General features: G+C 58.0%; 24 protein-coding genes. 16 read left to right on the top strand and 8 right to left on the bottom strand.

Going from position 1 to position 25,319, the window contains the following annotated elements; genetic code table 11:
* Position 1 precedes the first annotated feature (1 nt).
* The 9 genes from M2305_RS07735 (at position 2) to M2305_RS07775 (ending at position 7,572) form a co-directional block, all read left to right on the top strand.
* The gene (locus M2305_RS07735) at positions 2 to 286 is read left to right on the top strand and encodes an HPr family phosphocarrier protein (protein WP_086633508.1); all 285 of its coding nucleotides are present in this window, start codon (positions 2 to 4) and stop codon (positions 284 to 286) included.
* Entirely contained in the window at positions 273 to 2,150 is a 1,878-nt protein-coding gene (gene ptsP, locus M2305_RS07740; RefSeq protein WP_408871464.1) for a phosphoenolpyruvate--protein phosphotransferase, read from the top strand. Before M2305_RS07735 ends, ptsP begins: the two co-directional genes overlap by 14 nt.
* 63 nt (positions 2,151 to 2,213) lie before the next feature.
* Entirely contained in the window at positions 2,214 to 2,753 is a 540-nt protein-coding gene (locus tag M2305_RS07745; protein ID WP_046900634.1) for a Fur family transcriptional regulator, read from the top strand.
* Between the two features lie 144 nt (positions 2,754 to 2,897).
* The gene (locus M2305_RS07750; protein WP_264649035.1) at positions 2,898 to 3,221 is read left to right on the top strand and encodes a hypothetical protein; all 324 of its coding nucleotides are present in this window, start codon (positions 2,898 to 2,900) and stop codon (positions 3,219 to 3,221) included.
* 18 nt (positions 3,222 to 3,239) lie between these two features.
* Entirely contained in the window at positions 3,240 to 4,265 is a 1,026-nt protein-coding gene (locus tag M2305_RS07755; RefSeq protein WP_264649036.1) for an asparaginase, read from the top strand.
* A gap of 84 nt (positions 4,266 to 4,349) precedes the next feature.
* Entirely contained in the window at positions 4,350 to 5,774 is a 1,425-nt protein-coding gene (locus tag M2305_RS07760) for a sugar porter family MFS transporter (RefSeq protein WP_244974348.1), read from the top strand.
* Positions 5,775 to 5,862: 88 nt separating this feature from the next.
* Positions 5,863 to 6,273 (top strand): hypothetical protein, encoded by a 411-nt coding sequence (locus M2305_RS07765; RefSeq protein ID WP_064274596.1) that lies wholly within the window; start codon positions 5,863 to 5,865, stop codon positions 6,271 to 6,273.
* A 130-nt stretch (positions 6,274 to 6,403) separates the two neighbouring features.
* Positions 6,404 to 6,814 carry a hypothetical protein gene (locus M2305_RS07770; RefSeq protein ID WP_264649037.1) on the top strand — a complete coding sequence of 137 codons (411 nt, stop codon included), beginning with the start codon at positions 6,404 to 6,406 and terminating at the stop codon, positions 6,812 to 6,814.
* Between the two features lie 20 nt (positions 6,815 to 6,834).
* Positions 6,835 to 7,572, top strand: coding sequence for a DUF4097 family beta strand repeat-containing protein (locus tag M2305_RS07775; RefSeq protein WP_264649038.1), 738 nt, complete (start codon positions 6,835 to 6,837; stop codon positions 7,570 to 7,572).
* On the opposite strand, the gene M2305_RS07780 is transcribed toward M2305_RS07775, so the two are convergent.
* From M2305_RS07780 to M2305_RS07800, 5 genes are all read right to left on the bottom strand, one after another.
* Entirely contained in the window at positions 7,563 to 8,285 is a 723-nt protein-coding gene (locus M2305_RS07780; RefSeq protein WP_264649039.1) for an RluA family pseudouridine synthase, read from the bottom strand. The two genes, M2305_RS07775 and M2305_RS07780, sit on opposite strands and share 10 nt — an antisense overlap.
* Positions 8,275 to 10,983, bottom strand: coding sequence for a DNA translocase FtsK 4TM domain-containing protein (locus tag M2305_RS07785; RefSeq protein ID WP_203549172.1), 2,709 nt, complete (start codon positions 10,981 to 10,983; stop codon positions 8,275 to 8,277). The genes M2305_RS07780 and M2305_RS07785 overlap by 11 nt, the downstream gene beginning before the upstream one ends.
* Before the next feature lie 117 nt (positions 10,984 to 11,100).
* Entirely contained in the window at positions 11,101 to 11,700 is a 600-nt protein-coding gene (gene rsmD, locus M2305_RS07790) for a 16S rRNA (guanine(966)-N(2))-methyltransferase RsmD (RefSeq protein ID WP_064274599.1), read from the bottom strand.
* Between the two features lie 3 nt (positions 11,701 to 11,703).
* Positions 11,704 to 12,489 (bottom strand): pseudouridine synthase, encoded by a 786-nt coding sequence (locus M2305_RS07795; protein WP_264649040.1) that lies wholly within the window; start codon positions 12,487 to 12,489, stop codon positions 11,704 to 11,706.
* On the bottom strand, positions 12,486 to 13,226 hold the full coding sequence (locus M2305_RS07800) for a gamma-glutamyl-gamma-aminobutyrate hydrolase family protein (protein WP_264649041.1): 741 nt from the start codon (positions 13,224 to 13,226) through the stop codon (positions 12,486 to 12,488). Before M2305_RS07800 ends, M2305_RS07795 begins: the two co-directional genes overlap by 4 nt.
* A gap of 6 nt (positions 13,227 to 13,232) precedes the next feature.
* Between M2305_RS07800 and M2305_RS07805 the strand changes: the two genes are divergently transcribed.
* From M2305_RS07805 to pgm, 3 genes are all read left to right on the top strand, one after another.
* Positions 13,233 to 13,697, top strand: a complete 465-nt coding sequence (locus M2305_RS07805; RefSeq protein WP_264649042.1) for a nucleoside deaminase — start codon at positions 13,233 to 13,235, stop codon at positions 13,695 to 13,697.
* A gap of 113 nt (positions 13,698 to 13,810) precedes the next feature.
* The gene (locus M2305_RS07810; protein WP_046900645.1) at positions 13,811 to 15,337 is read left to right on the top strand and encodes a Do family serine endopeptidase; all 1,527 of its coding nucleotides are present in this window, start codon (positions 13,811 to 13,813) and stop codon (positions 15,335 to 15,337) included.
* A 190-nt stretch (positions 15,338 to 15,527) separates the two neighbouring features.
* A complete protein-coding gene (pgm, locus tag M2305_RS07815) occupies positions 15,528 to 17,174 on the top strand; it encodes a phosphoglucomutase (alpha-D-glucose-1,6-bisphosphate-dependent) (protein WP_264649043.1) in 1,647 nt (548 codons plus the stop codon).
* 111 nt (positions 17,175 to 17,285) lie between these two features.
* On the opposite strand, the gene hflX is transcribed toward pgm, so the two are convergent.
* The gene (gene hflX / locus M2305_RS07820; RefSeq protein WP_211502345.1) at positions 17,286 to 18,638 is read right to left on the bottom strand and encodes a GTPase HflX; all 1,353 of its coding nucleotides are present in this window, start codon (positions 18,636 to 18,638) and stop codon (positions 17,286 to 17,288) included.
* 191 nt (positions 18,639 to 18,829) lie between these two features.
* Here hflX and M2305_RS07825 point away from each other — a divergent pair, with 191 nt between their 5' ends.
* The gene (locus M2305_RS07825) at positions 18,830 to 19,858 is read left to right on the top strand and encodes an MYG1 family protein (RefSeq protein ID WP_264649044.1); all 1,029 of its coding nucleotides are present in this window, start codon (positions 18,830 to 18,832) and stop codon (positions 19,856 to 19,858) included.
* A gap of 68 nt (positions 19,859 to 19,926) precedes the next feature.
* Here the strand turns inward: M2305_RS07825 and M2305_RS07830 are convergent, their stop codons facing one another.
* Entirely contained in the window at positions 19,927 to 20,991 is a 1,065-nt protein-coding gene (locus M2305_RS07830; RefSeq protein ID WP_264649045.1) for a threonine aldolase family protein, read from the bottom strand.
* 83 nt (positions 20,992 to 21,074) lie between these two features.
* Here M2305_RS07830 and folD point away from each other — a divergent pair, with 83 nt between their 5' ends.
* From folD to M2305_RS07845, 3 genes are read left to right on the top strand one after another with little or no spacing between them, the layout of a single operon-like run.
* Positions 21,075 to 21,983: a bifunctional methylenetetrahydrofolate dehydrogenase/methenyltetrahydrofolate cyclohydrolase FolD gene (gene folD, locus M2305_RS07835; RefSeq protein ID WP_264649046.1), complete on the top strand. Its 909-nt coding sequence runs from the start codon at positions 21,075 to 21,077 to the stop codon at positions 21,981 to 21,983.
* Positions 21,983 to 22,732, top strand: coding sequence for a methylenetetrahydrofolate reductase (locus M2305_RS07840; RefSeq protein ID WP_264649047.1), 750 nt, complete (start codon positions 21,983 to 21,985; stop codon positions 22,730 to 22,732). Before folD ends, M2305_RS07840 begins: the two co-directional genes overlap by 1 nt.
* 28 nt (positions 22,733 to 22,760) lie before the next feature.
* The gene (locus tag M2305_RS07845; RefSeq protein ID WP_264649048.1) at positions 22,761 to 24,722 is read left to right on the top strand and encodes a M1 family metallopeptidase; all 1,962 of its coding nucleotides are present in this window, start codon (positions 22,761 to 22,763) and stop codon (positions 24,720 to 24,722) included.
* A gap of 82 nt (positions 24,723 to 24,804) precedes the next feature.
* Here the strand turns inward: M2305_RS07845 and M2305_RS07850 are convergent, their stop codons facing one another.
* On the bottom strand, positions 24,805 to 25,221 hold the full coding sequence (locus tag M2305_RS07850; protein ID WP_264649049.1) for a flagellar biosynthesis regulator FlaF: 417 nt from the start codon (positions 25,219 to 25,221) through the stop codon (positions 24,805 to 24,807).
* Between the last annotated feature and the right edge of the window lie 98 nt (positions 25,222 to 25,319).

A 25,319-nucleotide genomic window follows, 5' to 3' on the forward strand; every position in this document is an offset into this window, starting at 1 on the left:
AATGAGCGAAACAACTCTCTCGCCCCGCACTCTGACCATCGTCAATCGGCTGGGGCTTCATGCCCGTGCCGCCGCCAAGCTCGTAACCACGGCCGAGCGATTCGACGCGGAAACCACAGTGGAGCGCGGCGGCAACGTCGTCTCGGCTCTGTCCATCATGGGACTTATGATGCTGGGGGCCGGAGAAGGCGAGACTGTTACTCTCAGGTCACACGGCCGACAGGCTGCTGAAGCACTGGATGCTGTCGAAGCGCTGATTTCTGACGGATTTGGTGAGCGTGACTGAAACGCCACTTCGGGCACCACGTCCAAGAGGAAGCCGTTCCCGCAAGGCGTCCAACACATCCCTGACCCTTCAGGGTAAAGCTATTACCCAGGCGATTGGTCTTGGCCCGGCAGGGCGTGTGGAAGAACTACCCCTTCCGGAAATCGTCGAGCGATACAGCCAGATTGGTTCTGAGGCAGAGCTGGCAAGGCTTCAGAGCGCCATCACCCGCGCCCTGCGCCAGATCGAAAAAATGCGCGACAGGCTTGTCGGGCTTCCTGAAGAAGGGCGCGAAGAGATCGCGACGCTTCTGACGGTTTATGAGCGCATGCTTGGCCCCTCGCGCCTGACGCGGCAAGTCAGGATGCGGATTGAGGAAGAGGGGCTCTGCGCTGAGGCTGCGGTCGCAGATGTGAGTGAAGCGTTGGCGCTTCAGGTTCTGAGAACTGCCGAAGCCATGGCTGGGGAGAATGGCGGGCAGGAGCAGGACGCCAATCTAAGGCTGGCAGGCGAGTTTGAGGAAATTGGGCGCAGGTTGATCCGCAACCTGACGGGCGTCTCTTACCGTGCATTCTCCAGCCTTCCTCCGGGGTCAGTGCTGGTGGCGGAACAGCTTCGTCCGGCGGATGTGGCGATGATTGATCCCGCCCGGATTGCCGCCGTCGTAACAGAAGGCGGTGGTGGCGCTGATCATACGGCCATCTTGCTGCGTGCGCTCGATATTCCAGCCATTCTGGCCGTACCAAACCTTATGGCGCAGGTCACGGAAGGCGATATGCTTGTCGTTGACGGGCATCTTGGCACCATCACTCTGTCTCCCAATGAAACAGAGTTGCGTCTGGCACGGGAAGCTGCCCAGAAAGAGGCCAAGGAAAAGCGCACTTTCGGTCGCCTGAAAAAGCTTCCTGCCCAGCTTCAGGGTGGCGAACCCATCGAGCTTCTGGCCAATCTGGAGCTCCCGGCCGAATTGCCCATGCTGTTGCGCAATGGTGCCAAGGGAATTGGCCTTCTGCGTAGTGAATTCCTGTTCGGCGAGCGGGACGATCTGCCGGATGAAGACGGGCAGACAGCAACGTATCGCTCCATCATTGAAGGCATGGACGGCCGACCGGTCACAATCCGTGTTCTGGACTGGGGCGGTGAAAAAGGGCGGGCCTGTATGCGTCGCCTGGGCCTCGCGGAACAGGTAGCGGATGGAGACAACCCCGCGCTCGGTTTGCGGGGTATCCGCCTTCTTCTGCGCGTTCCGGATGTGTTGGAGACGCAGTTTGCGGCCATTCTCCGGGCGGCTTCGCCTGCTGACGGCAATACGGCCATTGGCCCGGTCCGCATTCTGCTGCCGATGGTAACATCGGCGGATGAGGTGATTGAGGCGCGGGAAATTTATGACAAGGTCACTCGCCGCCTCAAGCGCCGTCAGATCGTTCTGCCGGACCCGCTGCCGCCCTTAGGCATCATGGTTGAAACGCCCGCAGCAGCTCTGACGGCCAATACCATGGCCCAGCATGCGGACTTTATGGCCCTTGGGACCAACGATCTGACGATGTACACGCTGGCTGTGGATCGAGCGGATTCCATGGTGGCAGACCGCTACAGTCCGCTGCACCCAGCAGTACTTCAGCTGATTGCCCTGACAGCAGAGTCCGCTTTGCGAGCTCATCGTCCTATCTCGGTATGTGGAGAAATGGCATCGGACCCGCGAGTGGTCGCATTGCTGATCGGGCTTGGCCTACGGTCGTTTTCCATGAATTCCGCCTCTCTTCCACGCGTGAAGCGCCTGATCAGAACACTGAAGATGGAAGACTGTGATCACCTCAGACGCCATGTGATGATGGAGACAGATCTGGCTTCCATTCAGTCGCTGATCCGTGATTTCGCAATCTGATTCCTGTCCGCTTCAAGGCTCTCTATCGAAAAACAGTCGGCATGATGCCATATAGGAGAGACCATGCCGGATTCGTCTTTTGAGACCTCCTCTGCGGAGGACCTGTCCTTTTCCCCATCCATCACCTCCCGTCTTGAGCGGGCTGGGGACTGGTGCCGTCACCGTGGCCAACGCCTGACGGAGACGCGACGTCAGGTTCTGGGGCTGATCCTGTCTTCCGATAAGCCATCCGGTGCTTATGATTTGCTGGCGCGATTGCGGCCAGCACACCCCAATGCCGCCCCTCCGACCGTCTACCGTGCACTGGATTTCCTTCTGGAACAGGGGCTGATCCATCGGCTTGAAAGGCTGAGTGCTTTCGTCGCCTGCTCCCATGCGACAGACTGCCACCATGGGTGCGATCATGGAGAATGGGGCGTTCATCGTGCTCAGTTCCTGATCTGCAAATCCTGTGGCCGGGCGTGGGAGCTTGAACAGGAAACGATTGTCCCGGCTCTTATGCTGGCGGCCAAGGATGTTGGATTTCGGGCTGAGGCTGCGACTGTAGAAATTGAGGGTGTTTGCGCAGCCTGCCAGAAAACCGGCGCTCGAAGCGGGAACTGACCCATCATGGGCGCGAGACATTCTCCACCGCCCGCCCTGCCGTTTGATACTCTTCCAGCGCGCTCATCACCTTCGCCCCAAGTCCGCCGGGCAAGAAAAACGCCGCATATCTCTCAGCCGGATCTTTTGGACTGGCAGCCTCCAGTGACACATCTGACTGCTGAAGATGTAGGCGCCGTCATGCTTGATGCTGAGACGTTCCGTCCCCCGGCTGGTGAGACCTTTCTGTACGCCCTGATGGGCCGCGCAGAGGGACAAGCTGTTATCGAAGGCGGATTACCCCTCGCAGACCGGTTGATTTTTCTTGAGGGATCTCTGGCCGCATTGGCTCTAGCCGATATCCCGCCCGAGCAGGACATCGGAATTCTGCGTGTGCGACGCCGGTTGATCCAGTCCTGGCTGGAGGTGGCTCACGAGGGTCACGGGCCGTGCTATGTGCTGGTCACAAAAGATCCATCAGGTCGCTGACAACAGAGGTTAAAAGACATGACAGCACACACGGGCTCCGGATTGCTCGCGGAAGTCACGCGCGGAAAACAGGTTGAGTCACGGCATCTGGGTCGGGCTGTGGTTGTGGATGCCGATGGCTCTGTCGTCTGGTCCTGCGGGGATGTGGATGCAGCTGTCTTTCCGCGTTCGACCGTCAAGTCCCTGCTGGCAATTGAACTCGTCGAAAGTGGAGCGGCTGATCGGCTAGGCCTTTCCGACGAAGCTCTTGCGCTCGCCTGTGCCTCTCATAATGGCGAAGAGGCGCACGCCAGTGTTGCTGCCTCCATGCTGGCGGCTGTGGGGCGGGATGTCGCGGCCCTGGAATGTGGAACTCATTGGCCAACGTATGAGCCTGCGGCCCGTGCCCTGGCCGCCGCGCATCAGTCCGCATGCCCGCTTCACAACAACTGTTCCGGCAAGCACGCCGGTCTCATCTGTCTGGCTTGTGACCAGGGGGTTGATCCTGTGGGCTACATTGATCCCGCTCATGAGATCCAGCGCCGTGTGACAGATGTTCTGGCCTTCATCACCCAGACGCCTCATACGGACGCCAACCGCGGAACGGACGGCTGCTCAATGCCAACATATGCGGTGCCTCTGAAGGCTCTTGCCCATGGCTTTGCTCGGTTCGGGAGTGGTGTCGGCCTTTCTTCTGAAAGAGCCAGAGCGACACAGCGGCTTCGGGAAGCTGTGGCAGCTCATCCGTTCATGGTGGCCGGAACCGGACGATATGACACAACGGTCATGAACAATTTCGAAACTCGTGCGTTCATCAAAATGGGCGCTGAAGGTGTCATGATCGCAGCATTGCCGGAACAGGGACTGGGTTTCGCCATCAAGACGGATGACGGTGCCAACAGGGCTGCAGAAGTAGCCATGTCGGCCCTGCTGCATCATTTCGGTGGTGAATCGCTGTGCCGGACGGCAAAAGATCATGCGATTTTCGCTGAGACCAAGACGCAGACACTGCGCAACTGGCAGGGCGTTACGGTCGGTGAAATCAGGGCTGCCCTCACGATCTAAGCGAGATCGTGCTATAAAGATGACAATTCAGGCATCCACCAGAACTGGTGGGTGTCATTTTTTTGCGAAGGATACCCGCCAAGCATGACGGATCAGGTCAGGACCGAAGAGACCATCCAGCCAGATAACAGTGGAACATCTGTTTTTGATCCAACACGGTTCAAGATCATCGCCATTGGAGTGATTGCCGCTCTCGCAGGGCTAATGTCAGGTCTGGATATCGGTGTTGTTGCGGGTGCTCTGGATCTGATCGGTCAGGAATTCCATGCGTCTACGCTGGCGCTGGAATGGGTCGTCAGTTCCATGATGGCAGGTGCCGCTGCTGGTGCTCTTGGTGCAGGCTGGCTCTCCCATCATCTGGGCCGCAAGCGATCCCTTATTCTTGGCGCAGCAGTGTTCGTGGTTGGAACACTGGGCTGTGCGATGGGATGGTCTCTGCCATCCATCATTGTCTTCCGCGTCATCATGGGAATTGCGGTGGGTATTTCAGCCTTTACGGCGCCGTTATACCTGTCGGAAATCGCCAGCGAAGAGTCTCGTGGCGCCATGGTCTCGACCTACCAGCTGATGGTGACGGTCGGTATTTTCGTCGCGTTCCTGTCAGACACCTATTTTTCCTACAGTGAAAACTGGCGCTGGATGTTTGGTGTCGCAGGCATTCCTGCGGTCCTGTTTCTGATTGGCGTTCTGTTTCTGCCATACAGCCCGCGCTGGCTGATTATGCAGGGACGTCACAAGGAAGCCCGTGAAATCCTCGTGGACCTGCGGAATGACCCGCTGGAAGCTGCCAAGGAAATTCGCGCCATTCGTGAGCAGCTTGAAACCAAGCAGGAAGGCTTCAAGCTTTTCCGCACCAACAGCAATTTCCGTCGTTCTGTCGCTCTTGGCATCATGTTGCAGGCGATGCAGCAGCTCGCAGGCATCAATATCGTTATGTATTACGCCCCGAATATCCTGGCGGCGGCTCATTTCGATGCGCATTCCCAGATGTGGTGCACGGCCATTATCGGCCTGGTCAACATGCTGGCAACGTTTGTGGCGGTTGGTCTTGTGGATCGCTGGGGCCGTAAGCCTATCCTGTATGCTGGCTTCACGGTCATGGCGATTGGAATGGGCGTGCTTGCCATGCTGCTTCAGGGCGGCATGACAACGCAGTCTTCCCAGATTGCAGCTGTGTTCCTGCTGATGATCTTCTGTGCTGGATTTGCGATGTCTGCTGGCCCGCTGATGTGGGTTCTCTGTGCCGAAATTCAGCCTCTTGGCGGTCGCGATTTCGGTATTGCGATGTCAACATTCACAAACTGGATGACCAATCTTCTTGTGGGTGTGAGCTTCCTGTCGCTTATGAAAGCCATTGGAACAGGCGGAACATTCTGGCTCTTCGCAGGCCTGAATGCACTGTTTTTGCTGCTGACAATCCTGTTCGTGCCAGAAACAAAGGGCATGTCTCTGGCCGTTATCGAGAAGCGTCTGATGCAGGGCACAAAGCTGCGCAAGCTCGGCCGCTAATCTCCCAAAACATATTCTGCCCGATAGAAACGTTCGGCCTTTGGTCGGACGTTTCTGCTATAAAGGGGGCCAGCTGAAGGAGGCTGTCATGACCAATTTTTCTCTCTCGTCCGAAGGTCCGGGTCGTGGAGGCGTTCTCCTTGTTTATGGGCTCTATATCGCCCGGTTTTTCACGGGCATTTCCCTATTGGCGGGAGTGATCCTCGCTTACGTCCTGAAAGGCTCCAGCCACGGTGTGGTTCGAACGCATCTGAGCTGGCTCATTCGCCTGTTCTGGTATGACGTTGCCTTCATCATCGGGTGTGCTGCTCTTTTCGGCGCCTGTTTCATCACTGAACCTCCTGGAAGTTCCGGGCCAGGACAGCTCCTATTCCTGATTCCGATTGGTATTTTTGCTCTGTGGAACATCGCTCTGCTCGTGTCGCTGTTTTATGGCGTACGGTCCCTGACGCAGAACCAGGGGCCACTGCCTGATCGCTTCCGGGCGCTTGGCGAATAAACTGGCGAATTACGCCATTCTCAGTCTGTCTTGCAGTGAGTGGCAAGGCAGACTGATAGGAAAATCAGGAACTGGCACAGTTTCTGCATGAGCTCTTCTGTTGAGGATCATCCTCCAGAGGAGTTCATTCATGTACACCACGACGATGTCCGGTTATGGAGCCGCCCGACAGGATACGGGCCGTGACTACGTCCTGCTGATTTATGCGCTGTATCTCGCAGGCTTCTTTACAGGAATTACGGCATTCGTGGGCGTAACACTCGCCCATGTAGCGCGCCGCTCTGCAACTGGCCTGAAACGTGCCCAGCTGGACTGGCAGATCAGACTGTTCTGGTACGGTGCATTTGCGCTGACAGTTATTGGCCTGATTCACCTGATGGTCGCAGGGCTTGGCGCCATCACGGGTGGCCTTGGTCTGGTCTTCATGGTCGTGCCGTGGGGGCTCACCCTGACATGGGGTATTCTCACCGCCTGGGCCGTCGTGAGTGGAATGTATGCAGCATTGATGAACCGCCCGGTTGCATCATCCAACTCCTTCTGATGCCAAAGAAAGCGAATACAATGCCTGTTTTCCGTGCCGTTTTCCCTGTGCTGCTTGCTGCAACCTGCCTGACTTCCAGCGCGCTCGCTGCTCCGCTCAGTCAGAGCACATCCAGCGAAGATCTATCCTACGCAACCCTGCCGGAAGGGGGGATCATTTCCACCATCAGTGGGGATGTAGAAGTCAAAACCTCTTCCGGGCCGCTGTCCATCCGGAGTGTCAGTGGCGATACGGACGTTTCATCATCCAATGGGCCTGTATCCGTCTCAACGGTCAGTGGTGATACCCAGATTGGTCAGATTCAGGGTGCGCTTCAGATCAAGTCCGTTAGCGGCGATGTCACTGTTGCCGGGGCAGCCGGGGCAGCAATGCTGATGACCGTGAGTGGTGACGCACATCTTGAGAAAGCAGCCGGGGACGTCACGGCCAAAAGCTCCAGCGGCGATCAGGACATCACCCTGATTTCAGCACCCAATGCGCGCACTGTGCTTTTGGAATCTGCGTCCGGCGATATCACGCTTCACTTGCCGAAGGGTTTTGGTGGCACCTTCGACATCCAGCTCCGTCAGGGACGTTCGCAGAAAGACTTTCCCCTTGAGCAGTCACTGGGTCTGGCTGTGAATGTTGGCCCTTGGGAGAAGCCGAGCCTTGTCTCAAGTGAGTCCCGGAAGATTACAGCAAGTGGAAAGGTCGGTGACGGGAAAGACCATGTCACGCTCCGGGATGTCTCCGGAACCGTCCGTATCGTTCAGGACTGACCGTCCCATCCTAAATGGCGCAGCGCCTCGGCCATGGCTGGGGCGGGCGGCGCAACAGCGTCGAGGGTTTCTTCAGTGAGCGGTACGTGAAGACTGCGGGCCAGAAGATGCAGGCCCCCTGCATTCTCTGAGCCGTAAACCCGGTCACCCACAATCGGTGTCCCGAGATGTGCACAATGGATGCGGGCCTGATGGGTACGTCCTGTCAGAAGTTCCAGCTCCAGCCAGCTCCGGCTGCCTGCCTGGCCCAGAACGCGCCACCGCGTGATGGCAGCATCGCCTTTTGGGTCCACAATCATACGCCAGCCTGAGGGCATCGAATGTCGGAGTAGGGGAGCTGAAATTTCGCCTTCCTGCTGAGCTGGGACGCCTTTAACAACGGTCCAGTACAGTTTGCGGACCTGGCGCGCCTGAAAAGCATTCTGGGCTTCGATCAGAGCCGTCTTGCGGCGTGCAATCAGCAGGCAGCCAGATGTATCCGCATCAAGGCGGTGGGCCAGCCAAGGCCCTCCGCGTGGATGGGTCACAAGGCGCGTCTCTACGGAATCCTGAGTGGATGGACCGGGGTGAACAGCCAGCCCGGCAGGTTTGTTCAGGATCAGGAAGCGCGAGGTTTCCAGCAGAACAGGAAGATCCTGCCCCAGATAGAAAAGACCACGCGGGGTAGGGGAGGGGGGAGTTTCGCCGCGGCTTCTGCGTCTGTCAGTCCTCATGGGATGCCGGACGACGGGCTAGAATTTCACGTTTGCCCACATGGTTGGCTGGCCCGATGATGCCTTCCTTTTCCATCTGGTCAATCAGCTTCGCTGCGCGGTTATACCCGATCGAGAGATGGCGCTGGATAAAGCTGGTCGAGGCGCGACCTTCCGTCATGACAATGTCTACGGCCTGTTCGAACAGGCTGCCTTCACCATCTCCACCGCTTCCGCCGCTGCTCATGCCGCCACCGGAGGAGCCACCTTCTTCATCTTCCCCGGAGACAACGTCATCGTTGTAGATCGGATCGCCCTTGGAGCGCAGATCTGCCACGACTTCTTCAACCTCATCATCCGCCACAAACGGGCCATGGACACGTGTAATGCGGCCACCGCCCTGCATGAACAGCATGTCACCCTGACCAAGAAGCTGCTCGGCACCCTGTTCCTGCAGAATGGTACGACTGTCGAACTTGCTGATGACCTGGAAGGAAATACGGGTTGGGAAGTTGGCCTTGATGGTGCCGGTAATCACGTCAACGGACGGGCGCTGCGTTGCCATGATAACGTGAATACCAGCAGCACGCGCCTTCTGCGCAAGGCGCTGTACTGCCGTCTCGATTTCCTTGCCAGCGACCATCATCAGGTCAGCCATTTCGTCGATCACCACGACGATATACGGCAGGTTTTCCAGCGGAACCTGCTGTTCGTCAAAGACGGGCTTGCCTGTCTCAGGATCAAAGCCGGTCTGAACGCGGCGGGTGACCATCTCCCCGGATGCCCGAAGCTGGCTGACGCGTTCGTTGTAGCCGTTGATATTACGGACCTGAAGCTGCGCCATCAGACGATAGCGACGGTCCATCTCCTGCACGGTCCACTTGAGAGCACTGACAGCCTTTGCCGGTTCCGTCACCACAGGGGTCAGAAGATGCGGAATTCCGTCGTAAATCGACAGTTCCAAGATCTTTGGATCAATCATGATCAGACGGCACTCTTCCGGGCTAAGCCGATAGAGCAGTGACAGGATCATGGAGTTGATACCAACGGACTTACCCGATCCAGTCGTACCAGCGACCAGTAGATGCGGCATTTTTGCCAGATCCGTATAGACCGGAACGCCAGCAATATCCTTGCCCAGCGCAATCTGGAGGCGGCCCACGCCATTGGTCCATTCCGGCGTCATAAGCAGTTCGGAGAAGAACACCATCTCGCGCTTGGCGTTCGGAACCTCGATACCAATGACATTTCGGCCCGGCACCGTCGCGATGCGCACACTGAGAACGGAGAGGGACCGCGCCACGTCATCTGCCAGACCGATCACACGTGAAGATCGGATACCCGGAGCAGGTTCAAGCTCATAAAGCGTGACAACCGGACCTGCGTGAATGTCGCCAATCGTGCCCTGAACGCCGTAATCCGCCAGAACACTTTCCAGCAGTCGTGCATTGGACTGAAGCGTTTCCTGCGAGGGACCTGTGGAGGCGTGTGCAGGCGGTGGGTTCAGCAGAGACAGCGGGGGAAGTTCCCAGCCTGTTGCTGCGGGGGTGCGCGGTGGCATCGGGCGTGCCGCAGGTTGTGGCTGAGCCGGGCGCTCAGGACGACGCATTCCGAAGAGGCTGCGGCGCTGTTCCGGCTCTGGTGCAGGCGGCTCGATGCTGCTCTGCGGCCCATCTTCATCCGCATCGTCTTCAACATGCGAACGCTGGATTGTTTGAACATTCCTCTGGCGGGCAATCTGCGCCAGTCGTTCAGCATAAGGGTTGGACGGCGCTTCTTCCTCTTCCGGCACCTGCGGATCTGGGGCCGCGGCACTGGCAGCTTCTTTCCGCATGACTGCCGGATGCTCGTAAGGATCCTCCGCCGTTTCCATGGGAGGCTGCATCCAGCCCGTGTTCTGCGGCACAAAGGGAGACGGGCGCGTGCTTGGGTCGCTCTTGCCGAAGCTGCGACGCAGAAAAGACAGGGGCGCTGCATCTGGTGCAGGGCTGCTTCCTGTATTGCCGCGCTGGAATTCGTACTGACGCGGGTCCGGAGCAGGGCGATCGGACGTCTGCGGGCCGTTCATGCGTCGGGCAAGGGCCACGGGCTGGCGGGCCAGCAATGCGGCGCCCTGTCCCATGGCGCGCCATTCGCGCCACTGAAGCCCCATGGCAAGTGGCATCAGAATGCCCATCAGGAGCAGAACAAGAAACACTGCCAGTGCACTGCCTGCTGAACCGGCTTCAGCATGTGCGGCGTCAAGCAGACGATGAGCACAGGACACGCCCATTTCGCCGCCCAGACCAGCCGCTGTCGGCCAGGCCACTTCAAGCCCCGGAATAAGCAGTTGGAGAGTGCCAATGAACGTGGCGCCAGCCGGAAGAAGCAGAAGTGCAGCGATAATCCGGACGATGGGTGCGCTCATGCCGTGATGGCGGACCATGCGCCAGGCCCAGGCCAGCAGCACGACAATCGGCAGACCGCTTCCTAGGCCCAGCCACTGCACCAAACCGTCCGAGATAGTGGCGCCGGTCCGGCCCAGAAGGTTCGTCGGCTCTGTTCCCGTGGACGTATTGAACGACGGATCGTGCGGGTTGAAGCTCCACAGCGCGATGCCGATGGCAACAGCCGCAATCAGAAAGCCCAGTCCCAGAAGCTCCATGAGGCGGGCATTCAGCGCACTCCGGAGCTTTGGTGTCATGTGACGGTCGTGTGCTTCACGAACGATGTTGCGCACTGTGCTGGTCGAACGGCTGAACACGGCCAAGTCTCGTCACCCCGTCGGTTTTCTGGATTACGGCTTTCAGATCAAGACTGAATTATACCTGACAGGCCACTGAATACAGTAGGAAAATTAAGGAACAGTGGATGAATGTCGCCAGATGGTCACCTTTGCCGCGCCGAATTTCCGGATCACGAGTGGCTCGGCAGGAAGTGTGGGGGAAAAGTGTTCGGAAGGTGGCACAAACGGGGCAAAATCTTCGGTCGCTCCCGTCTCTGCAACGATCAGTGCACCTTCAGCAATCCAGCCCCCTCGTGCCAGAGCGCGCAGACCCGATTCGACCAGTGTTTTTCCGTAAGGCGGATCCAGGAAAATCAGCGTATGCGGCTCTGTTGCGCGGGGCGGATGCGTCACGCTGCAACTCAGCACGCGGGAGATGTCCCGAGCGCGGCAGATATCGAGATTGGCGCGCAGGGCGTTCAGGGCATTGCGGTCCCGCTCGATGAAAGACGCGCGCTGAGCCCCGCGAGACAGGGCTTCCAGGCCCATCGCCCCTGTCCCGGCATAACCGTCCAGAACAATGGCCTCTTCAAGCTCATCATGCCCGTACCATGGGGCATGAGCCAGCATGTCAAAGATGGCCTGCCGCGTCCGATCCGATGTGGGGCGCGTTCCTTCTCCCCGTGGGGCCATAAGTGCACGGCCCTTGTTCTCTCCGCCAACAATCCGCATGAATCAGCGGGTCCGCTTGCGGGTCGGAGCAGGTAGATCGGGGATCTGCTCACGCAGCGTCTTACCGTTGACTTCCTCAAGCTCACGCGCCTTCAGGGAGCCGAGCTGAAACGGACCATACGACAGACGGATCAGTCGGCTCACATGAAGGTTCAGTCCGCGCATGACCTGACGAATTTCCCGGTTCTTGCCTTCACGCAAAGAGACGGTCAGCCAGGAGTTGTCACCCTTGACGGAATCCAGTTCGGCTTCGATCGAGCCGTAACGGATGCCTTCAAATTCAAAACCATCCACCAGAGAAGCCAGACGGCTCTCGTCTACCATGCCAAAGACGCGCACACGGTAACGGCGGACCCAGGCATTGCCGGGCAGTTCCAGACGACGTGCCAGTTCGCCATCGTTTGTCAGCAGCAGCAGACCTTCGGAATTGATATCCAGCCGGCCGACGCTGATAACACGCGGCATTCCCTCAGGCAGGGAGTCAAAAACTGTCCGGCGTTCCTGCGGGTCACGATGCGTGGTCAGAAGGCCGTCAGGCTTGTGATAACGCCACAGACGGGTACGCTCGGGATTATCCACGGGCTTACCGTCAACCAGCACGATGTCACCCGGCTGAACGAATGTTGCGGGATGCGTGACGGGCTGGCCGTCCATCTTGATCCGGCCGTCTTCGATCATGCGTTCCACGTCACGACGGCTGGCAACGCCAGCGCGCGCAAGGAACTTCGCGATGCGTTCGCCTCTTGGGCCGTCGGATGTTTCAGGGGTCGGGTTGAGTTCTTCGGTCATCGTGCTGCTGCCTCCACCAGCGCCGCATACAGGCGACGGTCGCCGGGGTCGAGGGTGAATTCAGGATGCCACTGTACACCAATGGCGAATTTTGCGTCGTCCAGTTCGATTGCTTCGATCACACCGTCCGCCGCAACAGCCGAGATTTTTGCCTTTCCTGCCGTCCGCACAGCCTGATGGTGGGACGAATTGACGTGCATGATCTCGGTGTCAGCAATGCGGGCCAGGCGGGTGCCAGCTACAACGGAAACCGTATGTCCGGGTTCATGGCGCGGGTTGGGCTGCTCGTGTTCCAGTTCGGGTGGAAGATGCTGGATCAGCGTCCCGCCCGCATTCACGGCGATGAGTTGCATGCCGCCACAGATTCCCAGAACAGGAATGTCCTGCTTGAGTGCAGCACGCAGAAGGGCAAGCTCGGCAGATGTTCTCGCGGGGCGGGGGCTGGTCAGAGGATGGGGCTCTTCCCCATACAGCGCAGGATCAACATCAAACGCGCCGCCAGTGATAACGAGGGCGTCCAGGCGTTCCACTATCGCTTCCGCGTTCCCCACATACCCCAGGCAGACTGGTAAGCCGCCAGCGTCACTGAGGGCTGTGAGATAATTTTCCCGCAAGGCATGATAAGGATAGCGAGAAAATTGCCCCGGACCGCCAGGCTCATGATCGAGTGTAAGACCAATGAGCGGAGCAGTGTTCCGGGAAGGGGATGGACGGGCAGTGGTCATACGCCCCATCATCGCATCATGATTCAGGCCGATACAAGCCGCGCCATGCAGTTGGCTCTTGATGCCGCAGACGAAGCGGCCCGACAGGGTGAAGTTCCCGTGGGGGCAGTGGTGCTGGATGCGGCGGGAGATGTCGTGTCCGTGGCGCGCAACCGCGTAGAGGAACTGTATGACGCTTCGGCCCATGCTGAACTTCTGGCCATGCGTGCGGCGGCGGTGAAGCTGGGTTCTCCGCGACTGACAGGATGTACGCTTGTTGTCACGCTGGAACCCTGCCCGATGTGCGCGGGCGCCATTGTACATTTCAGGTGCGAGCGTGTCGTGTTCGGTGCTTATGATCCCAAAGGTGGCGGGGTCGAACATGGTCCGCGTGTGTTTGAACGGCCGGCCTGCCTGCACAGGCCGGAAGTGATCGGCGGACTACGTGAACGGGAAGCTGCTCTTCAGCTCAGGACATTCTTCCAGCGGCTGCGGAAAGGGTGACAAACAAAGACTTACGGATGTTTCACCTCCCGGTCAGCTTGGTGAATGGGAACGCAGTGCATAGTGCGGACTTATAACGACCGAACCGTTCTTCTGTAACAATCGGGACTGACATGACCACACGCTTCCGCGCTTCCCTTGCTGCCCTCGCTGCCACGACCTTTCTGGTCGCCGCTCCCGCTGCCATGGCGGATAACGGAGCCATCAAGCCGCAGACCAATGTTCAGGCGCTGCCCAACTTCGTCACTCTTGTGAAGCAGGTGAAGCCTGCCGTTGTTTCCATCACGGCACACATCAAGGCCGATGTCGCCGAGCAGGAAGAGAACGGCCCAGGCGGTGATGGCGGCGGCGGAATGCAGGGCTCGCCTTTCCCGTTTCCTTTCCCGTTCCAGATGATGCCGCAGCAACAGCAGCAGAACCGCACGGTGGAAGCTCGCGGATCAGGCTTCATCATCTCGGCTGATGGTTATGTCGTGACCAACAACCACGTTGTGAATGGCGCCACGAAGGTGACGGTCACGCTGGATGACGGGACTACATTGCAGGCCAAGATCATTGGCCGCGATCCGAAGACGGACGTGGCTCTTCTGCGTGTGAAGCCAACAGGCAAACTGCCGTTCATTGACCTCGGTGATTCTGACGATGTCCAGCCGGGCGAATGGGTCGTTGCCGTCGGCAATCCCTACGGTCTTGGCGGAACCGTGACGGCAGGTATCGTCTCGGCTCTGGGCCGTGATCTGCATTCCGGCGCGTATAACGACTTCATCCAGGTTGATGCGCCGATCAACCACGGCAACTCCGGTGGCCCGCTGTTCACGCAGGATGGCAAGGTCGTGGGCATCAACTCCATGATCATTTCGCCGAACGGTGGCGGCTCAATCGGTATCGGCTTTGCCATTCCGTCCAACACGGTGCGATCAGTCGTCGATCAGCTTGAAAAGACGGGTCATGTGACGCGAGGCTATTTCGGCATCGAGGGGCAGGATATTTCTCCGACGATGGCTCAGGCGCTCAACCTGAAGTCCCCGGAGCCCGGTGCTCCGCCGCATGGTACGCTGGTGGCGTCCGTATCCAAGGGGAGCCCGGCTGAAAAGGCTGGTATCAAGAGCGGCGACGTAATCCTGACGCTAAATGGCCATCCGGTGAAGAACGGCCATGATCTGGCTGTGAAGGTTGTCTCCATTGCACCAGGAACAGACGCTACGGTGAACCTGCTGCGTGACGGCAAGCCGATGGATGTGAAGTTCACGGTGGGCAACCTCGCCAATCAGGATCATGGCAGTGGGGGGGCGGATAGCAGCCAGTCCGCCGGTGCTGGCAAGCTTGGTGTGTCTCTGGCATCCCTGACGCCGCGCGCCCGACAGGAACTGGGCCTGGATGACAGCGTGCAGGGTGCCGTCGTTGCTGACGTTGTTCAGGGTTCCCCGGCTGACCAGTCTGGCATTCGTCCGGGCGACATTATTGTGGCCGTGGGAAATCACGTCACGCCGTCTCCGAAGGCTGTGGTGGCACAGGTGCGTGACGCTCTGTCTCGCAAGCAGCCCCCTCTGCTACGCATCCTGCGTGACGGGCAACAGCTCTTTGTCGCTGTCTCGCCTGATGGTTCGGATGATGGCAGCTCCGGCGACGATCTCCAGTAATTCTCGTATCCGGTTTTGCGAAACAAAGCGGGGGGACAGATGTCTCCCCGCTTTTTTTATGGTCGCCACAAGGAAAGGCGTCAGAGTTCTGTAACTGGACAGAAGGCCCGAGATAAGTTTTTCTGAGCCGCAATTGGCGTTCGTGCGTTACGGTCGCTTAAAACGCGGATCTGTTAAGGATTTTGGATTAATGGCCAATATCAGCCCCCTCGCCGGAAAAACGCTCGATCAGTCGCAGTTGACGGATATATCGGCCCTGGTTGCCGCTTATTATGATCGCAAGCCGGACGTCTCCATCCCGACCCAACGTGTTTCGTTCGGGACTTCCGGACACCGTGGTTCGTCTTTCCATACCAGCTTCAACGAAGGCCATATCCTCGCCATCTGTGAAGCAATCTGTCGGTATCGTAAGGCGGAGGGGATTGATGGCCCGCTTTTCATTGGCATTGACTCACATGCCTTGTCCGCGCCGGCACAGCGTTCCGCGATTGAAGTTTTTGCCGCACATGGCATTGACGTCCGCATTGACCAGAACGATGGCTACACGCCGACGCCCGTCATTTCCCACGCCATTCTGACCTATAACAAGGGCCGCACGACGGGTCTGGCCGATGGTGTTGTCGTCACGCCGTCCCATAACCCGCCGACAGACGGCGGCTTCAAATACAATCCGACGAATGGTGGTCCGGCAGATACGGCCGTGACGAAGGCCATTCAGGATATGGCGAATGAGCTCTTGGCGGATGGCCTGAAGGACGTAAAGCGCCTGCCTTACGACGAAGCCAAGAACGCACCGTCCATCAAGCGCTATGATTACGTCACGCCGTATGTGGCTGATCTGGAAAACGTCATCGACATGGCGGCCATCCGTGATGCGGGCGTGAAGATCGGTATTGATCCGCTGGGTGGCGCTGCCGTCGGTTACTGGAAGCCCATCGTCGAGAAGTACGGTCTGAATGCTACGATCGTCAGCGATGTTGTGGACCCGCAGTTTGCGTTTATGACGGCAGACTGGGACGGGCAGATCCGTATGGACTGTTCTTCGCCCTATGCCATGGCGCGTCTCATCAAGATGGGCCAGAATTTTGACGTCGCGTTCGCTAATGACACGGATGCAGACCGTCACGGCATCGTGGCCATGCCGGATGGCTTGATGAACCCGAACCACTATCTGGCTGTGGCGGTTTCGTACCTGTTCCAGAACCGTCCGGACTGGAAGCCTGATCTGGGTGTCGGCAAGACCCTGGTGAGCAGTGGTCTGATTGATCGCGTTGTCGCAGATATGGGCCGCAAGCTGGTTGAAGTGCCGGTTGGCCTGAAATGGTTCGTGCCTGGCCTGATGGATGGCTCGCTGGGCTTTGGCGGCGAGGAGAGTGCAGGCGCAACCTTCCTGCGCCGTGATGGCTCAGTCTGGACGACCGACAAGGATGGCCTCATTCTTGGTCTTCTTGCTGCGGAAATCACAGCCAAGACGGGCAAGAACCCGAGCCAGCATTACCATGAGATCATCGCTCGCCTCGGAACGCCATATTATGCGCGGATCGACGCAGCAGCGAACCCGGAGCAGAAGGCCAAGCTCAGCAAGCTGGCGCCTGAGCAGTTCCCGCTTGAAGAACTGGCTGGTGACAAGATCATTGCCAAGCTGACGAAAGCACCAGGTAATGGCGCGGCGATCGGTGGCCTAAAGGTTGTGACGGAAAACGGTTGGTTCGCAGCCCGTCCGTCCGGCACGGAAGATGTTTACAAAATCTATGCCGAGAGCTTCAAAAGCCCAGAGCACCTGAAGGCCATTCAGGACGAGGCACAGGCTGCAATTTCCAAAGTCTTTGCGTCTTGAAGGTGTTGCCCTCACAAGCGCAGTAACAACATTGGGCCACCATCTTTAACAAGATGGTGGCTTTTTTTGTGGAATGTCTTTCCCGCCCGGTCAGAAAGGCAGCACGGGCCTTTATTTTCCCGAAAGGCTTCGATGCAACCGTGCAATGGCACCCGGCAGGCCGCGGATTTTTAGGATGCGACCTGTCTCGTCATGATCTTCGGACAGGACACGGGCGCTCTCGTAAATCTCGCCGATCAGCCCCTGTTTCGAGTAGGGCAGTACCAGAACATCATCGACCATTTTCGTCTCGAAAAAGGCGATCAGGCTTTCCCGTAAAGCGCTGACATCGTCTGGCCGATGGGCAGACAATGGAATGGCGTCGGGATGTTTTTCCAGCAGTTCAGCGCGCCGGGCGTCATCCACCTTATCCATCTTGTTCAGAACAAGCCGGGACGGCACAACATCCGCCCCGATTTCATGCAGAACGCTGCGGCTAACCTCAAGCTGTGCTTCGTAAGTCGGGTCTGAGGCATCTACGACAAACAGCAGCAGGGACGCTTCCAAGGCTTCAGACAGCGTGGAGCGGAACGAGGCGACCAGATCATGGGGGAGCTGTTTGATGAAGCCCACCGTGTCGGACACAAGAATACGCGGACGTGTCTCGGGCTGAAGCGTCCGGACTGTCGTATCAAGGGTGGCGAAGAGCTTGTCCTGCACCAGAACTTCGCTACCGGTGAGCGCGCGCATCAGGGAGGACTTGCCAGCGTTGGTGTAACCCACCAGCGCGACGCGAAGCTGATCCCGCCGTGCAGAACGCCGGTTATCGCTATCGCGTTGCACGGCTTCCAGCTGGGTTTTCAGCTCGGCAAGGCGGTCCCGGATCTTGCGGCGATCAAGCGACAGATTGGTTTCACCAGCCCCAGGTCCCTGCTGTCTGCCGCCACCATTCGAAGATTCCCGCAGGCGTGGTGCAACGTATTTCAGCCGCGCCATCTCCACCTGAAGCTTTGCTTCGCGGGTATTTGCGTGACGATGAAAAATTTCGACAATGACACCCGTACGATCCAGCACCTGTGCGCCGGTAGCGCGTTCGAGATTGCGGATCTGACTGGGTGTCAGTTCGTGGTCAACAATGACAAATTCTGGCTTGCGGGGGCCATCTGAGTCTTCTTCATCGGGCTCTGATGCTTCAACGGTGCCCTCAAAGCGTTTGCGGGCCTTTGTCATCGGGGTCTTGACCATCGGTGTGATGATCCCGCGACCGCCGGTAATGTCTGCGAGCTCTTCCAGCTTGCCGGCACCAAGGAGCGACGCAGCACCCGTACCTTCGCGCTTTTGCGAGACGGACCCGATGACGTCATAGCCAAGGGTTTTAACCAGTCTCCCCAGTTCTTCCAGGCTGGCTTCGTGTGCGACGTCATCGACGTCAGGGGTCTGGATGCCGACGAGAACGGCGAGCGGAATGGGGAGCTTTGTTTCCATTCGGCCTTACATAGCACGGATTATGACAACGCCATCGAAATGCATGGACGGTGTGATTCACTGTTTCGATGACGCGGAACACGACGCATTTTCTGCACGTTTCTGACGAAGTTTGTTGTCTGGGGCTGGGGGGTGCGGCATGAGAAGGCACAATCAGAAACCCCCCCTTTGCCGTCAGCAGGTCCGTACAGATGTCAGAACACACCCCAATTGGTCTCGGAAAAGAAGCCAGAACCGTCAAGGCATTGACCCACTCGGGCAATTTCCATGCCGACGAGACGCTGGGTTACGCCATTCTTCACTACGCTCTTTCGCCGGAAGGCAGCCTGCGTGGCCGTGTGCTCGGTGAGGACGCAGACGACCGCCTGCAGTTTGTGCGCACCCGGTCACCGGAGCGTATTGCAGAAGCCGATATCGTTTTTGATGTCGGCGGTGTCTTTGATCCGTCCATTGGGCGCTATGACCATCACATGAAGGACAAGCCCCTGCGTGAAGACGGGACGCCGTATAGCGCTGCGGGTCTGTTGTGGAAGGACTACGGTCACGCAGCCATCCGCAATATCGTCACCACACCGGTGACCGAGGACATGGTTGCCGCCATCTGGCAGTCGCTCGACAAGTCCCTGATCATTCCTGTTGATCAGGATGACAATGGTGTAGCCAAGATGGGCAAGCTGTCTCTTGCGGATATTGTTTCTGCGTGCAGCCCGGCCTGGGATACTGCGGAGCTGTACGGAGCGCAGGAAGCCAAAAAGCGTGAAGCTTTAGGGTTTGCGAATGCGGCAACGGCCGTCGCATCCCATCTGGTCAATATGGTTGACCGTGTACGGGCCAGCCTCAAGGCCGCTAACCGCGTTGTGGAAGCTTACGAGGCTGCGGAAGACAAGCGCATCCTTGTCATGGAAACAGGAATGCCCACGGAAAAGGTCATTTTCGAGCGGGATCTTCCGGTTGTGTATGTTGTATCTCCAGCAGGCCCGGAGCAGTGGAACGTGAAGGCCATTCCCCCTGTGCGCGGCGATTTCGGGCAGCGTGTGTCACTGCCGGAAGCCTGGGGTGGGCTGGAAAAAACTGCGCTAGCGGCCATTTCGGGCGTTCCGGATGCAGTTTTTGCTCATCCGGCCCGTTTCATCTGTGGTGCGGGAAGCCGGAATGGGGCCATCACCATGGCGCGCCTGGCATTGGAAATCGATGCGGCCCTGAAATCCAAAGCTGGCTGATCGTCTTCAGTAGAAAACCGTTGATCCGGAAAAGCACCCGGATCAACATCTTGTTTGTAAATGCTGGTTCAGGCTGCAATTTCTGCAAGCAGCGCGTCTACATCTTCTGGCCGGGTGTAGTAACTCGTGACCAGACGGATCAGTGTGCCAGAGACGTCTTCCGGTGTAGGCCAGCGGTAGAATGTGTAGCCCACAGCCTCCAGATCTTTCAGAACCAGATCTGGCAGAATGACGAAAACCTCGTTGCTCTGCCGCTCATAAGGCATCTGGGCCGCCGGATGACGACGAAGCCCATCGACGAGGCGCTGGGCCATCTGGTTCGCATGCGCGGCGTTCTGGAGCCACACATCGTTTTCCAGCAATGCGTGAAGCTGCGCACTCAGGAAACGATGCTTGGACCACAGATTGCCACTGCGTTTGATGCGACGCAGAAACTCTTTAACCAGTGGGCGTGTCCGCTCATTGAGGAAAAAGACCACGGCTTCCGCCGCCATTGCGCCAGCCTTGGTGCCTCCGAAGCTCAGAACATCCACACCTGCTTTCCACGTCACGTCTGCCGGAGAGCAGCCAAGATGGGCCACGGCGTTCCCCAGGCGCGCGCCATCAAGATGCACACTCAGGCCATGGTCGTGTGCGATGCGCGTCAGTGCGGCCAGCTCCTCCAGACTATAGACAAGTCCCCATTCGTTCGCCTGTGTGAGTGACAGGGCCTGAATGACAGGGCTGAGAATGCCGCTTTCCTCATTATTCCTGAGAACGGCAGGCATTGTCGCCGGGTCCAGCTTTCCTTCTGCGGATGGAATGCAGACGAGCTTGGCGCCGTGCATGTAGAATTCCGGAGCGCCACCTTCATCCGTGTTGATATGGGCGCTCTGGTCGCACAGCACGGCTCCGTAAGGTAAGACCAGCGCGGAAAGCGCGATACTGTTGGCGGCAGTTCCAGTCGCGATCGGGAAAACAGCCACTTCCGTCTCGAAGATGTCCCCAAACCGTTTGTTCAGGGATTGGGTAAGATCATCCGCTCCATAAGATCCAACGCTGCCCTCATTGGCGGCCAGCAAGGCTGCCATGACTTCAGGGCAGATGGGGGTAACATTGTCACTGGCGAAGTTCTTGCGTATTTCCTCGGACATAAAACCATCCTTTTCCTGCGCACGACGCGGGCTGTCGCCTGAATCGTAACTGAAACTGCAGCCTGTTGCCATCCGGAGAGCCCATGAGCACGTTTCCCCCTGAACTGGCCGGCAAACTCATAGATGGCAAAGGTATTGCCCGGTCTCTGACAGACCGTATCGGCCGTGAAGTTTCCAGCTTTATCGAGCAGGGCAATGCCGTGCCGGGGCTGGCAGTTGTTCTGGTCGGCAACGATCCTGCATCTGAAGTCTATGTGAAGAACAAAGCTATTCAGACGCACCGTGCTGGCATGCGCTCCTTCATGCACATGCTGCCGCAAAGCACGAAGCAGGAAGAACTGCTGGAGCTCCTCGCGCAGCTGAACGCAAACCCGCAGATTCACGGTATTCTCGTCCAGCTTCCGTTGCCGCCCCAGATTGATCCGGTTGTCGTGACGAATGCGATCGCGCCGCATAAGGATGTCGACGGGTTGGGTGAAGTAAATGCCGGGCGCCTGTCTCTGGGCATTGACGGGCTCGTCCCCTGCACGCCGCTGGGATGTCTTATGCTGCTACAGTCTGTTCATAAGAACATGACGGGCAAGCATGCTGTGGTGATCGGGGCGTCCAGTCTGGTTGGAAAGCCCATGGCGCAGCTTCTGTTGAAGCAGAACTGCACGGTCTCGGTCGCGCATATCCATACGCGGGACACACGAGCACTGGCACGTGAGGCAGACATTCTGGTTGTGGCAACCGGCAAGCACGGCCTTGTTCGTGGAGACTGGATCAAGCCGGGCGCTACCGTCATTGACGTTGGTATTACGCGCGTCCCGACGCCTGAAGGCCGGACACGACTTGTGGGAGATGTTGCTTTTGAGGAAGCGCTCCCCATTGCAGGCCATATTACGCCTGTTCCGGGTGGCGTTGGCCCAATGACCATTGCCTGCCTCCTGCACAATACGCTTCAGGCTGCGCGCGTTACACAGGGGCAAAGCAAGGGTGAAGCCCTCTGATGCGTGTTTCTGTTGAACTGGTTCCCCGCTCGGAAGACGCGCTGTTTGATGATGTGGCGGTGGTACAGAAAGTGCTTCCGCAGGTCGGTCTTTTGAACATTCCGGACCTGATCCGGTTTGATCTGCGCAGTGACGATGCTGCTGCACAGGTTCACCGTCGGTCAGGCATGGATGTGATTCCGCATATTCGGGCAATCGATATCGCTCCGGGAGCACCTCTTCCGGGTGCAGATCGTCCAGAATTGAAATCCGTGCTTGTGGTGGCAGGCGATCCACTGCCTGCGGGTAGTGATAGAGTTTCCTATCCTAATACTTCTGCGGAAATCATTGCGCGGTATCGCAAGGAAGCGCCGCATCTGGACGTTTATGCGGTATTTGACCCTTACCGCCGGGCTCCCTGGCGGGAGCTGGAAGATATCGCCCGGAAGAAAGACGCCGGGGCTTGCGGTTTCTTTACTCAGCCGCTGTTTGATCTGCACATGCTCCAGCTCTCCATGGACTGGTTGCGGGACGATACGGTGTTCTGGGGCGTCTCACCCGTCTTGGGCGAACGGTCCCGGCGATACTGGGAGCGCGTTAACCATGTGGTGTTCCCCAAAGACTATGACGATACCCTTGAAGGGAACGTCCATCTTGCGCGCCAGATGCTGACGCTAGTGCGCGAAAAGAACGACAATGCCTATCTTATGCCTCTGAAAGTTGATCTGGCATCTTATCTGGGCGGCCTAGGTGATATTATAACGGGGTAGGAACTAACGAGCGGAGATCATAGCCCGGATGCGCGTATGCCTTTTTCTCTTACCCCTTCTGGGAGGCGCGCTGGTTCCGGCCGCTCTTTCGGCCAAAACCCTCTCTGACCCGGCTCCGGTTTTTGCTCCGCTGACACTGCCTGATGCCCCGAACGTTTATCGTTCGGGCTCTGGTCTGCCCGGACCACAATACTGGCAGAACCGAACGGATTACGTCATTCGATCCCGCATCGACACGCAGGCGCATGTCCTGCATGGGGCCGAAACCGTCACATACAGCAACAACAGCCCGGAAACGCTGGACGTTCTGTGGGTTCAGCTTGAGCAGAACCTCTATCGCCCAGATTCACGGGCCTCGTTCTGGGGTAAATTCCCATCGGGTGGTCATACCTCAGGCATGGAAATCGAGCGTGTTTCCATTGTGCAGGGCGGCCATGAAGTCGATGTCACACCGTTGATTACCGACACCCGGATGCAGCTTCGACTGCCCCGAGCCCTTGATGCTCATGGCGTCGCAGTCATTAAAATCGAGTGGCACTATACAATCCCCGGAGAGTGGGGAGGTCGTACGGCTGTCACCCCGTCTCGCGAAGGCGAAATTTACGAGATTGCTCAATGGTATCCGCGCCTGAGCGTGTATGATGATCGCGCGGGATGGAACACTCTGCCCTATCTCGGGCAGGAGTTTTATCTGGAATATGGCAATTTCGATTACACCGTCACTGTTCCGTGGAACTTCACGGTCGTCGGGTCCGGGGCACTCCTGAATCCGGAGCAGACCCTGACGACAACCGAGCGTGCGCGACTGGCTCAGGCGGCCCAGAGCGACAATCGCGTCATGATCCGGACCATTGATGACGTGACAGACCCCAAAAGCCATCTCAGGCAGTCTGGGGAAGTGTCCTGGCATTACGTTATGCGCAATAGCCGCGACGTGGCCTTTACGGCATCGCCAGCGTTCCTGTGGGATGCTGCTCGTATCAACCTGCCGCCTGTTGCGCCCTGGGCCAATTATCGTCCGGTTCCGCGGCTGGCGATGTCCGTCTATCCCCGCGAAGGCATTGGCCCGCATGGATGGGACCGCTCAACGGAATACGTCAAACATGCCATCGAGTATTTTTCGTCTCAGTGGTACGAATATCCATGGCCAAACGCCGTCAATCTGGGCGGGCACGGGGCCGGAATGGAATATCCGGGTATCGTGTTTGACGGCATGAGCGACCGGGACCCGGAGCTCTTCTGGATCACGACACATGAGTTGGGTCATGACTGGTTCCCGATGATTGTGGGTTCTGATGAGCGGCGTAATCCGTTCATGGATGAAGGGTTCAATACCTTTATCGATGCGTATGCGTCAGATCATTTCCACAACGGGGAATTCGCGCCAAAGCGGGACCCGGAATTTGCTCCAAAAACTGGTAATCCTGCGCAGGATATTGTTCCTGTCCTGACGGATTCAAAAGCGCCAAACCTGATGGCGGGAGCCGACGAGGTCTCCGAAACTTACCGCCATAGCGTTGTCTATTTCAAAGGAGCTTACGGGCTGAAGCTTCTGCGAGAGCAGATTCTCGGGCCTGTGCGTTTTGACGCTGCCTTCCGTCGCTATATTGCCGTCTGGGCTTTTCATCACCCATCGCCCTCGGATTTTTTCCGCTTGATGAGCAGCGAAGCTGGTGAGGATCTCTCATGGTTCTGGCGCGGATGGTATTTCTCTAACGCCGCGCCTGATTACGCTGTTGGAACTGTGGAGCAGAAAGGAACAGACCCTGTGTCTGTACAGGTTCTGAACTACGGCACCCTGCCTCTTCCTGTTGTTCTGCGCGTCGAATATCAGGACGGAACAACGCTGGACCGCCGTATCCCGACGGAAGCCTGGCGGCAGACCAGCGATTTGAAGGTCACGTTTGAAGCCCATGGCCCGGTGAAGGCCGTAACGCTTGATCCGGACCATGTTATTCCGGACATTGACCGCAGCGATAACCGTAAATGACGCGCCACCATTCCTGACATGCAATGTGTGTCAGGAATGGAAAAACTCCCATGTCCTGCCACAGGCGTGGGAGAAGTAGTTTTTACCCGACCATTTGAATAGCTGCGCGAGTTTCGTTGGATGCCGCAGGCCCCGCATATGGGGAAGGAGCAGCAGAAGCTGACAGACCTTCAATCATGTCCATGTTGATATCAATGAGAGCCTGAAGGGATGTATCCGAGTTCAGCGCAACATTGGCGTAACGCATGGACCAGGTTCCAACGGTCGTCAGGTCTTTGCGCAGAATTGCATCCAAAGGGCAGTCCGTCCGCTGGACCCCCTGCATCAGAATGCCCCAGAGTTTGAGACTGGCAGACAATGCGGTCTGCCGATCTGAGCGTGTTTTTGCTGCCGAAAGCAGCCCATTAACGTGTCTGAACGCCATGGCTTCCACTTCTCGCGGTGGAAGATAGGTGCCGGACTGGTTCTGGTATTGTGACATGCCATAGGTCACGGACATGATGCTCCTTTACAAAAGGACTGTTTCAAAAGGCTCCCGGGAAACGGGAAACTTTTGGAACAGTTCAGGAAGGGGCGCTGGCTTTCACCAGCGCCCCG

Origin of the sequence: Gluconobacter cerinus, from assembly GCF_025961355.1 — a bacterium.
GTDB lineage: Bacteria > Pseudomonadota > Alphaproteobacteria > Acetobacterales > Acetobacteraceae > Gluconobacter > Gluconobacter cerinus.